A 12,061-nucleotide genomic window follows, 5' to 3' on the forward strand; every position below is an offset into this window, starting at 1 on the left:
ATAATTAAGGGGTGTTTTATATGAATAGAAAAGCTATATTAACTTTTTCGCTAGTGGCTTCTTTAATGTTTACAGGGGGATGTAGTGCACCAAGTCCAAGTGAATTAATAGTGTCACCTAAAATTTTAGAATCACAGGTTAAAAAGGAAGACATAAATTCAATAGCAAAACAATTTTTACCTAATAAATCAAAACTAGTAGATGTATCAAAGATAGCTACAGGAAAGTCTGTTATTAAGGCGGATTTTGATAATGATAAAAAAGATGAGATTATAGGATTTTTTGATATTCCAGAATCCTTTGAAAAGGGGTTTGTGGTAATTAAAGAAAAAGACGGAAAATGGAATAAGATTTATGAGTATAAAAATCAAGGGAACAATATATTAAAAAGTGAATTTATAGATTTATATGGAAATGGTAAAAAAATCTTGCTATTTGGAAATCTTATTTCTACCCATGCAGGGACGACATATAACTTATTTACGTTTAATGATGATGAAATGAATAAAGTAGATTTAGGAATATGGAATAAGATGGAGATATTAAATACTTCTTTAGAAAATGATAAAAAGGGATTTGTTTTTGCAGGATGGTCAGTATGTGGACCAGATAAATCCTATAGAATTGACTTAATTAGATTTGATGGTGAAAAATTCACTTATGCTAAAGATTTATATCCACAATATTTTAAAAATGTAGTAAAATACTATAAAGATATAATGGCTAAGAACTCCAAGGATGTTGCACATTGGTACTTTTTAGCGGATTCACAGGTGAAAACAAATATGTACAATGATGCTATTAACTCTATAAAGATAGGCATTGATGCAAATAATGATAAAAATGGAACGTTTAAATTTTTTACTGACACTGAATTTTATTTACTAAAGGCACAGTCATTAAATGGGCTTAAAAAATATGAGGAAGCAAAGATTGTTTCGGAAGATGCAGCAGCAAAACAACTTAAGAAACTACAAGCAAATAATATGGTTAAAGATGATAAAAATGATTTTAGTTATATGAACGATGAAAAAACTTTATCAAATATTTATTTGGAACTTGCAAAATCATACTATAAACTAAAACAAGATGATAAGGGAATGGGATATTATCAAAAATATTTGGACGTAATTAAAAGCCTTGAAAAAAAGGAGTATTTTAAAAATGAAACTGTAAAAGACCATGTAGAATTGAGTGAAATAAAATAATAATTTGGGGTGTGGAACTTAATGAATGAAAAGGTTCTTGTTGTAGAGGATGAAAAACATATTAGAGACTTTATAACTTTAAATTTGTCGTTAAGTAAATTTCAAGTTATAGAAGCATCTTCTGGGGAAGAAGGACTGATTAAATATGAAACTGAAAAACCTGATGTAGTAATTCTTGATATAATGCTACCTAATATAGATGGTTATGAGGTATGTAAAAGATTAAGGGGAAAGGGTTATGACTGCTGCATAATTATGTTAACAGCAAAGGCACAGGATATGGATAAAATAATAGGGCTAGATATTGGGGCTGACGATTACATGGTCAAGCCCTTTAATCCTATGGAACTTATTTCAAGAATAAATGCTAATTTAAGAAAAATAAAAAGAAATAATGTTAATTCAGATAATCTTATCTATAGACAATTGGAACTTAATAAGTCATCAAAAAAGTTCTTCAAAAATAGTGTGGAAATAGAATTAACCTTTAGAGAGTTTTGTCTTATAGAAGTATTTATGGGAAATATAAATAAAGCACTTTCTAGGGAAAATCTTTTAGATTTAGCTTGGGGAGAGGACTTTTTTGGAGAAATAAAAACTGTTGATGTTCATGTAAGGAGAATAAGAGAAAAAATAGAAGATAATCCATCGAAACCTATTTACATAGAAACGGTTTGGGGCGTAGGCTATAGGTTTGGGAAATGAAGGGGGTTATGCTTTGAGAAGTATTAAGACAAGGCTTACAGTAAGTTACTTAATACTTATAATTATAATTGTAGTTATATTTGAGACTATATTTATGATTAGTATAAAAAAATATTATATAAGCGCCATTGAAAATACATTGAAAAATCAAGCTGAGATATCAAGTAATTTTTTCAAGAAATACTCTGTGGGTACAGATATTTCAAAGGCATCTAATGATATAATGGACAATTTATCTTATTTAACAAACTCACAAATTCAAATAGTGGACACAAATGGAATAGTAATTAACGATAGTAAAGGCGTTTCAACTGGAATAAAGATAAAATCACCAGATATTGATGAAGCACTAAATGGAAAAATAGCAGTATTCAAGGGCAAATATAAAGAGAGTAGCGAAAGTGTAATGGCAGTTTCAAAGGGTTTAACATCAAATGGTAGTAAGGTTGGAGTTATACGATTTATAACATCAATGGAAATGGTAAATAAACTGCTTAAAAATATATTTTTCATATTTGTGTTAATAGGAGTACTTGTTATTTTAGTCACAGCAATACTCAGTTTCATTATGTCTAAAAGCATTATAGAGCCTTTAAAAACTGTAACAAATGCAGCTAATGAAATGGCCAGTGGTAAATTTTCAATAAAAGTAGATAAAAAATATAATGATGAAGTAGGTGTGATGGCGGATACTTTAAACTATATGTCTGAGGAAATATTAAAAAATGATAAATTGAAAAATGAATTTATCTCATCAATATCACATGAACTTAGGACACCATTAACCTCTATAAAAGGATGGGCATTAACATTAAAAAGAAAAGAATTTACGGGTGAGGTTAAAAGAGAGGAAGCACTTAATATTATAGTTGAAGAAAGTGAAAGATTGGCACTAATGGTTGAGGAGCTTTTAGACTTTTCAAGATTTCAATCTGGTAGGATTACTCTTCACGTTGATAAAATTGATATAGGGAAACTTTTAAAAAATATAATTATGGAATTTCAGCCAAGAGCACAGAAAAGTGGAATTATGTTAACTTACAATATTTACGAAACTACAATTATTGATGGAGATAAAAACAGGCTAAAACAAGTTTTTATAAATATATTAGATAATGCATTGAAGTTTACAAATGAAGGGGAAGAAATTTGTATATCCTATGTAGAGAATGAGGAAAATATAGCAATAACCATTAAAGATAATGGTATAGGAATAAGTGAAGAAGATTTAAAAAATATTACCAAAAAGTTTTACAAAGGAAATTCAAAAAAATCAGGAAGTGGACTGGGACTTGCAATATCAAGTGGAATAGTAAATCTACATAAGGGTGAATTAAATTTTGAAAGTGAGTATGGGAAGGGAACTAAGGTTGAAGTGAAATTGCCTAAAAAATAAATAGAACATAAACTGTCATTTTTATTGTGGTAATTACGTCATCGGGGGTAAGATGACCGTGTTTAGTATGATTTACAAAAGGTATATGGAATAGCTTCTTAGCTAGACTATATACCTTTTAATAATGAGGCTGATGTGAAAAAAATATATAAAGAATTAGCTAAAAAAAACGATAATATAAACAAAAGAAAGATTAGGAGGAAATTATGAAACAAGCAAATGATAAAAGCTTTAAATTATTTAACAGAGCAAAGAAAATAAATACAATTATATTAACATCAATTTTACCTGTATTTCTATTAACGGTTATGACTATAGGAATTTTTGCTTATAATAATGCAAAAAAAACGATAAGTACTGAGATTGAGCAAAAAATGAATCATCAATTAAAAGAAACAATAAATTCCATACAAACAGATTTACAAAAAAACGGTCAAATTCCAGCTTCAATATCAAGAAGTGTGGAATCTATGGGTAAAATTATGAAAAAAGATAATTTTGTTTCTCTTACACAAAAAAGTATAAGTACCAATGAGGATACTTTTGGACTTGGAATATGGTTTGAACCTTATAAATACGATGCAACTTTAAAGTATTTTTCGCCATATGCATTTAAAGAAAATGGGAAACCGAAATATTCAGATGAGTACATAACTACACAATATGAATACACTAAAGAGGAATGGTATACTTTGGGTAAAAACACTGAAAAGGTTGTTGTTTGGTCTTCTGCATATGTTGATGCCGTAACTAAGGTTGCTATGGTAACAGCTACAGCTCCTTTTTATGATGCTAATCATAATTTTATTGGAGCTACTACAGCGGATATGAGTTTAGAGGCGATTCAAAAGAAAATAGCTGGAATTAAAGTTGGTAATTCTGGGAAAGCTGTCCTTTTAAGTGGTGATGGAACATATCTAGCAGGTACTAGCAAAGAAAATATAATGAAATTGAAGATTAAGGACAATTCTAACAAAGCTATAGCCGAAGTAGGTCAAAAAATTATAAAAGATAAAAATGGTAATGCTGGGTATAAAGATGTGGATGGTAAAAAACAAGTCTATTATCAAATAATACCTGAAACCGGTTGGATAGTTGCATTAGTAATGCCTGAAAGTGAACTTTATGCATCACTCCAAAATTTAATGTTAAAGATTACTGGAATTCTAATAGTAGCTTCCATTTTAATTATTATTGTAGTTCTTCTATTTAGTTCATACATAACAAAAAATATAAAGAGAGTAAATGATCTTTCTTTTGCTATCGCAGAAGGTGATTTAACTAAAATATTAGATGTTAATAGTAAAAATGAATTAGGTGAAATGGGAAGTAACTTAAATAAAATGACTAATAATTTAAGAACGCTAATTACAAGTACCATAGAAAGTTTAGAACAGGTTGTAGCAACATCAGAAGAGCTTACAGCAAGTTCAGATCAAACTCAGGAGTCAGCAGAAGAAATATCATTAGCTATTCAAAAGGTTGCTCAGGGAAGTGAAGAGCAGGTAGTGATTGCTCTTGATGCATCAAGAGTAGCAAAAGAGATATTTATAGGTATAGAACAAATATCACAAAATGTTCAAGAAGTTACCAATGTTTCACTAGCTACATTTACCAAAGCTGAAAAAGGTAATGGAGTTGTAAATTCTGCTGCCCAATATATGAATAATATTAGTGAAAAAGTAGCTATTTCCTCACAAGTAGTATCGGTATTAGGAGAAAAATCTACGGAAATAGGAAGTATAGTATCTTTAATAACATCTATTGCAGAGCAAACTAATTTATTAGCTTTAAATGCGGCTATTGAAGCAGCGAGAGCAGGAGAACAAGGTAGAGGTTTTGCTGTCGTGGCTGATGAAGTAAGGAAACTCGCAGAGCAATCGGCGGTGGCTGCAGGAAGTATATCTGGATTAATACATGAAATTCAAAGTGAAATTGTAAATGCGGTGCAAGCTATGAATAATGGAACTATAGCTGTGAATGATGGAACTAGAATGGTTAATGAAGCGGGTAAATCCTTTGCGGATATATTGCAGGATGTTAATTCTATGTCATCTCAGATGCAGGACATATCTGCTGTAGTAGAAGAAATAAGTGCAGGTACTCACAATATGCTTGAAGGTGTTGAAAATGTATCGAGAATATCTAGTGAATCATCAGGAAATTCTCAAAATGTATCAGCTAGCTCACAGCAGCAGACAGCATTAATGAAAGAAGTAGCGAGTGCTGCTGAAAACTTAACTACAATGGCTGCAGATCTACAAAATTCCATGAGCAATTTCAAATTGTAATGCTTTATGATTTTTCAAAATACAAGAAAAAGGGAGTTCATTTAATGAGCTCCCTTTTAGTGCATTTATACGCAGATTATGTTGACGCCTCTTAAAGAATACATAGATAAGGCTGATATAGAAGGATTAAGAGAGTTTTTTTGCGCAGGAGAATTTATTTAGTTTTCATAACAGTTAGTTTTTTAAGCCTTATCGTAAAAATAAGCTTTTTTATGAAGGATTAAATGTAACTTAGGAAGAGCTAAGCAATATAGGACTAAAAGATTGGTAATATATAATTATCAAGGAGAAATGGAGCTGATTATATATGACGCAAAAACATTTATTAGAAACTGAGGGTTTAACTAAAGAATATAATGGTAAGAAAGTGGTGAATAATCTAAGCATTACAATATATGAGGGAGATGTTTATGGATTTCTTGGACCAAATGGGGCGGGAAAAAGTACAACTATAAAGAGTATCATGGGCCTCATAAAGCCTTCATCAGGAAAGGTTATTATAAACGGGTATGACGTTCATAGTCAAAGAGAAAAGGCTATTGAAAGGATAGGTGCTATGGTAGAAGCACCAAGTTTTTATGGTGGATTATCAGGTTACAAAAATCTTCTTCTCATGGCTAATCTTTATGAACTTCCAAAGGAGAGGGTGAAGGAAGTACTTGAAATGGTAAATATGACTGAAGCTGCAAATAAAAAGGTTTCAAAATATTCCTTAGGTATGAAACAGAGGCTTGGAATTGCAAGAGCTTTTTTAAACAATCCCAATATAGTTATACTAAATGAACCTACCAATGGATTAGATCCTCAGGGCATAAAAGATATAAGAAAATTAATACATGATTTATCCGAAAAGTATGGAGTAACTTTTCTGATATCATCTCATATATTGAGTGAAATTCAAGCTGTATGTAACAGAATAGGAATTATAGAAAAAGGTTGTTTAAGGGTTCAAGGTTGTGTAGAAGAACTATTAAATACCGAGGAGGAAATAATCGAAATTCATACAAAAGAAGAGGAAAAGACTGCAAGGCTTCTCACAGGTATGGATATTTCAATGAAGATTGAGAAATTTGAGAGTGGTATAAGAATTAGGCTTAAAAAGGGTAATTTTCAGAAGATAAATAATCTACTAGTTTCCAATGAAATAAATATTGAAAATATATGCTGCAAGGAAAATTCTTTGGAGGATTACTTTTTAAATATAATGGAAGGAGAAAGAAAATATGCTTAAGATTTTTAAAAATGAGATAATAAAAATGGTTAGTAGTAAAAAGTTTTATTTACTGTGCGCTATATTAATTTTCAGTATAATCCTCATGGGTGCAGTGGGTTCTAGAATTAATGCAAATAATTTTGTGGTAGCAACTTTAGATGGTATGGTGATGAAACCTATAGTGCCAATATTTATGGTGTTGGTTATAGTAGAAGTTTTAACAGAGGACTACAGCCTTGGAACTATGAAGTTTTCTTTGATGACAACTATAAAGAAAAGTGATTTTATAATTGGAAAGCTTTTATTTATATCTTTATATGCATTGATATTTATGGCTATTAGTTTTATTTTTAGTTATATTGTAGGGACTATTATATTTGGATTGGGTGGAAAAGAAGAGACTATAAAAAATCTTGTTTACAATATTAAATGTTATGGCGTTCTAATACTTCCTTTACTATCCTTTTGTGCAATGATAAGTTTAATTGCGCTATTTATTAATAATAGTGGTGCAATGATTGGTTTAGGAATAGGAATTACTGTTATATTAAGTATGCTTATGCTTGTACAAAAGGATGTAATTTACTTTATGCCAGGTGGAGGAATGTATGCTGCGTCCTACATAAATAAGAGCGGTCCACACAGTATATTTTTATTCGCAATAATTGCTGTTATATATATAATAGTATTTTCGCAAGTAAGTTCATTGATTATAAAGAAAAAAGATATAGTGCTATAGATATCCATAAGATTCATGATTGTTATGAATTAAGATTCTAGCTTAACCTAGGGTTGAATTTTTGATATTATATTCAACTATGTATCCATTGGTATAAAGACGAAATCAAGCTATACTAAGAGTATAGGGCTTTATAATAAAATCATGGAGTGATAAACAATGAATAAATTATCAATAGGTGAAGTTATTTTTAAATTAAGAAAAGAAAAAAATATTACTCAAGAACAATTAGGGAATTTTATTGGTGTATCAACAGCAGCGGTATCAAAATGGGAAGGTGGAATTTCGTATCCAGATATAACACTATTACCTATTCTTGCAACTTTCTTTAATGTTTCTATAGATAAGTTATTGAACTTTAAAATCGAACTTTCAGATGAGGAAGTTATGAAAATATTTAGTGAATGCGAATCTTTATTTAGCAGTGGGGATTTAGATAAAGCAATAGATAAGAGTAAGGAGTATATATTAAAGTATCCAGGATGCTATTATTTAAAGCTTAGAATAGGGTTATTATTTAGTTTTTATTCTTGTAAAGCGGCAAATAGTGAGGAAAAATTCATGAACATTATATGCTATGCAATAGAATTACTTGAGGCCGTAGCACAAAATTCTAGCAAAGAAGAATCAGTTGAGCGGGCACTATATCAACTTGGTGCTCTTTATCAAGTTGTGAAGGAAGAAGATAAAGCCCTAGAGGCTTTAAAAAAAATTCATAAAAGTCAATTAGACCCCGATGTTATACTTTCAAGCATATATATGCAAAAGAATGAAATGAAAAAAGCTAGAAAGTTACTTCAAAGTAAGTTGTATAAGAATATAGAGGATATATGTATTATATGTTTAGGGTTGGCTAATTCATATATGAAAGATGAAAAAGATTTAAATATGATAGAGAGATACTACAACCTGTCTACTAATATTCAAAAAACTTTTTCTCCTGAAGGAGATTCAGTATTTAGGTTATCAATGGAATATTTGAATTTTGCCCGAACTTACTTACAATTTAATGAGAAGAAAAAGGCAATGGATATGTTACATAAAATGATAGAAGACATACGTAGAAATGATATGGATAAACCAGAGATATTTAGATATATTTGGTGCTTTAATGAAATTCCTGATGGAGAGCGAACAATAACAATGAATTCATATGAAAATATATTCGAGATTTTTCGTCAAGCAGTATTTGATTCAGTTAGGGAAAGTGGCGATTTTATAGGCATTATTAATAAATTAAAGGATTTAGAGAGAAAATCTGTTAACGACATTGCAGCTTCCAGGGTGATAACAAATTAATCGCTAGGATTGAAATAAAAACACTCATAGAAGTAGTAAAGTCGCTTCGCTCATAAATACACCCGGGAGTCATGAACAAATTGTGAACACAATTTGTTTTGCTATCGTAAAAAAATTTAATCAAAACTATCTTAAATTTACACAATTAAGCCCATTATAAAATATTATATGGTAACTTCCAATGAATAATTAACATAATATTCGCATTAATGAAGAATTAAAGAAACAAGCAGAAATCCTTTTTTCGGATTTTGGTATGAATATGACAACCGCATTTACTATTTTTGTAAAAGTAGTTGTTAGAGAGCGAAAAATACCTTTTGAAATTGCTGCAAGTGATTCTTTTTATAATGAATCTAATATGGCACACTTGAAAAAATCTATCAATCAACTTAATCAAGGAAAAGGTACAATACACGATATTGTTGAGGTAGAAAATGAAGAAAGTATGCTCTGATGAATCTTGGAGTGATTATGTTGAGTGGCAGTCACAGGATAAAAAACATTAAAGAAAATCAATCAACTTCTTAAAGATATAGATTGCAACGGATATACTGGCATTGGAAAACCCGAACCATTAAAATATGAGTTACAGGGTTTTTGGAGTAGAAAAATTGATGGTGAGAACCGTTTGGTATACCGCATTGAAGACTTCAGAAGGAGATTTTATACTCCTACTGAAGTTTTTTCTTTTTTCTGAGAATAAAGATGATTTAGTGGCTACAGTAAGTATGTAGATTACCTGCAACAACTAACGGTTTTCTCATAAAATAGCTTTGCATTAGTCAAAAACTAATGCAAAGCTATTTTAAATTCACTATTTTAATGAAAACGCGAGGAATAAGTAAATGAAAAAAATTATAAGAAAACATTTTATGATCTTATTGATAGAAGAAAACCGGCAAAAATTGAAGACTGCATTATTAATGCTAGAGAGGGTCTTCATCTGCTACCCAATAAACATATAGAAGAAATAAATGCAGAATTTCATAGAGCAGCTAGAATTGATTTATACCTCAGCGAAAAACTTAAGGGACTTGAGCAACTTGAATATGATGAAGGAGCTACCACGGAATTTTTAAAAGTATAGAGAGGTTGCTGAAAGGAATTGCCTAATCCAAAAGAACAAAATAATTTTGAAAAATTAAAAATTGAAATGCTTGTGAAAAAAAGGCAAGCAGAAGAAAATAGCAATACTAAAAAAACGAAGAAGATAAACTAATTAGAGCAACTTATTATCTTCGGGAAAGTCAGAATAAAAATCTTAATAAATTAGATAAAATGACTGGTAAAGGGAAAAATGATATTTCGTACGTTAAGGAAAATAAGATTCCGAAAATGTAAATGCTTTACTTATTAAGACTGTAAATCAGATTGTGTTTATATTCAATTTAAGGTAACAATGGTATAATCAAATAAATATTTTATGTAACAACAGTAAAATAATGTTTACTTGTAATGAAATTAGAATTATTTATTGTAATATTTAAGGGGGCTTATTAAATGAAAAATATGATATTAGAAAATGGAAAATCAGTTGTTATTAGAGAAGCAAGAGGTTCTGACGCAATTAAACTTTTAGAACATGTGAATACAATCAGTAATGAAACGGATTTTTTAACATTTGGATAAGGAGAATTTATAATGAGCGTTGAAGAGGAAGAAAAACATCTTGAAAATACATTGAGACAAAACAACGCTATATTTATAATTGCTGAAATTGATGAGAAGATAGTTGGATGTTTAAACTTCATGGCAGGTTCAAGACCAAGAGTAGCACACACTGGAGAATTTGGTGTAAGTGTTTTAAAAGAATATTGGGGAAATGGAATTGGAGCGGAACTAATAAAACAATTAATTAACTGGTGTAAACAGTCAGGGTCAATAAGAAAAATAAACTTGATAGTTAGAGATGATAATTTTTCAGCAATCCATGTATATAAAAAATTAGGATTTACACAAGAGGGGATAATAACTAGAAATTTACAGATTAACGATAGATTCTATGATGCTTTATTTATGGCGTACACAATTAACTAATATGATTTAGAAAATTATTTTTATAATATGGTGTCACTATTGTAAATAATTGCGGAGTAAAGATTATTTAACGGAGGTATTAAGATGGAAAAATATAAAGATTTATTTACTAAGAAATTTTTGTTTGTTTTAGCATGCTTTGCCGTAATAATTGATTTATCTGCCTTGATTTATGTTATTTATGCACATGATTTAAGAGTAGTAATTGTGGTAATGCTTGTAGCATTACCATCTGCTGGTTCAATTTATAGAGGATTAACTGGTTTAAAAAAGTAAATACAAAATATAACATAACATTGGTATGTTATATCCTTGCAAGAAACTTGATTCACATCTTTCCTAAAATGCGTCGGACTCGTAAAAAACTACGGTTCTAACGATTAGTTATATAATTTTACACTCCGCCGGCAGTAAGCTTGCCTCATCCGACACTAAAGTTATAGACGAAGCTTATTATTTCTTTTCAAGTGTCTAAGGGGTAGTGCTTGGAAATTTATACTTTGTAGTCACCATCCCTAATAGATAATAAAAGGAGCTAATATCAATGAAAAAGCATTACATATTAATTGTCATACCTATAATTATTTCAACTATAGTAATTTTTAATGGCTGCAGGAATAGTGAAGTAAGCAACGATAAGCAAAGTACAAGTAAACATACTGAGAAAATAAGTGAGACTTATAAAAGTATCTATGATGATGAAGAGCACATAGCTAATAATTGTGGAGGAGCCTATTATTCAACATATGCGGGCAATATAAAGAATAAGGAGATTGTTAGTTTGGAAGTTGAGGGGTATTATGGAGCAGTAAATTATTGGATTTTAGATGCAAAGGAAGCTGGCAAGATAACTTTAAATTATAATTTGGAATTTGGTAAAGAAGGAAAGTATAAGCTACTTTTATGTACTCCGGATAAAAAGCTTATAACAATATTTGAGCATACTTCAGGTAAGGGTAATGAAAAGAATGAGACAACAATAGATATAGCAAAAGGGGTAAACAGAGTAGTAGCTATTGGAAATAATGCTAGTGCAAAGGTATATGTATCAATTAAAACACAAGGAAATATAGAGACTAAAAATTCTACAAGTAATGACCAATTATTAGGGGGATTTGCCAGGGCGCTTTGCCTGAGCGTGCTAATGAAATTTTTGATTTTTTAACAGGA

General features: G+C 30.0%; 12 protein-coding genes and 1 pseudogene. All 13 read left to right on the top strand.

The window, feature by feature from the left end:
- Positions 1-20 precede the first annotated feature (20 nt).
- The 13 genes and pseudogenes from ACREV6_RS09720 (at position 21) to ACREV6_RS09780 (ending at position 12,056) form a co-directional block, all read left to right on the top strand.
- Positions 21-1,208: a tetratricopeptide repeat protein gene (locus ACREV6_RS09720; RefSeq protein ID WP_431577817.1), complete on the top strand. Its 1,188-nt coding sequence runs from the start codon at positions 21-23 to the stop codon at positions 1,206-1,208.
- Positions 1,209-1,229: 21 nt separating this feature from the next.
- The gene (locus ACREV6_RS09725; protein ID WP_431577818.1) at positions 1,230-1,913 is read left to right on the top strand and encodes a response regulator transcription factor; all 684 of its coding nucleotides are present in this window, start codon (positions 1,230-1,232) and stop codon (positions 1,911-1,913) included.
- A gap of 13 nt (positions 1,914-1,926) precedes the next feature.
- Complete coding sequence (locus ACREV6_RS09730; RefSeq protein ID WP_431577819.1) at positions 1,927-3,309, top strand: HAMP domain-containing sensor histidine kinase; 1,383 nt, start codon at positions 1,927-1,929, stop codon at positions 3,307-3,309.
- 206 nt (positions 3,310-3,515) lie between these two features.
- The gene (locus tag ACREV6_RS09735; protein ID WP_431577820.1) at positions 3,516-5,600 is read left to right on the top strand and encodes a methyl-accepting chemotaxis protein; all 2,085 of its coding nucleotides are present in this window, start codon (positions 3,516-3,518) and stop codon (positions 5,598-5,600) included.
- Positions 5,601-5,907: 307 nt separating this feature from the next.
- On the top strand, positions 5,908-6,831 hold the full coding sequence (locus ACREV6_RS09740) for an ABC transporter ATP-binding protein (RefSeq protein WP_431577821.1): 924 nt from the start codon (positions 5,908-5,910) through the stop codon (positions 6,829-6,831).
- A complete protein-coding gene (locus ACREV6_RS09745) occupies positions 6,824-7,552 on the top strand; it encodes an ABC transporter permease (RefSeq protein ID WP_431577822.1) in 729 nt (242 codons plus the stop codon). The genes ACREV6_RS09740 and ACREV6_RS09745 overlap by 8 nt, the downstream gene beginning before the upstream one ends.
- Before the next feature lie 159 nt (positions 7,553-7,711).
- On the top strand, positions 7,712-8,851 hold the full coding sequence (locus ACREV6_RS09750) for a helix-turn-helix domain-containing protein (protein WP_431577823.1): 1,140 nt from the start codon (positions 7,712-7,714) through the stop codon (positions 8,849-8,851).
- Positions 8,852-9,056: 205 nt separating this feature from the next.
- Entirely contained in the window at positions 9,057-9,308 is a 252-nt protein-coding gene (locus ACREV6_RS09755; RefSeq protein ID WP_431578250.1) for a type II toxin-antitoxin system RelB/DinJ family antitoxin, read from the top strand.
- Positions 9,289-9,551 (top strand): annotated as a pseudogene (locus tag ACREV6_RS09760) (Txe/YoeB family addiction module toxin). The gene ACREV6_RS09755 and the pseudogene ACREV6_RS09760 overlap by 20 nt, the downstream one beginning before the upstream one ends.
- 803 nt (positions 9,552-10,354) lie before the next feature.
- Complete coding sequence (locus ACREV6_RS09765; RefSeq protein WP_431577824.1) at positions 10,355-10,483, top strand: hypothetical protein; 129 nt, start codon at positions 10,355-10,357, stop codon at positions 10,481-10,483.
- 12 nt (positions 10,484-10,495) lie between these two features.
- Positions 10,496-10,891 carry a GNAT family N-acetyltransferase gene (locus tag ACREV6_RS09770; RefSeq protein WP_431577825.1) on the top strand — a complete coding sequence of 132 codons (396 nt, stop codon included), beginning with the start codon at positions 10,496-10,498 and terminating at the stop codon, positions 10,889-10,891.
- Between the two features lie 84 nt (positions 10,892-10,975).
- A complete protein-coding gene (locus ACREV6_RS09775; RefSeq protein ID WP_431577826.1) occupies positions 10,976-11,167 on the top strand; it encodes a hypothetical protein in 192 nt (63 codons plus the stop codon).
- Positions 11,168-11,435: 268 nt separating this feature from the next.
- Complete coding sequence (locus ACREV6_RS09780; RefSeq protein ID WP_431577827.1) at positions 11,436-12,056, top strand: hypothetical protein; 621 nt, start codon at positions 11,436-11,438, stop codon at positions 12,054-12,056.
- Positions 12,057-12,061: the final 5 nt, after the last annotated feature.

The organism is Clostridium sp. (assembly GCF_050717515.1).
GTDB lineage: Bacteria > Bacillota > Clostridia > Clostridiales > Clostridiaceae > Clostridium_AD.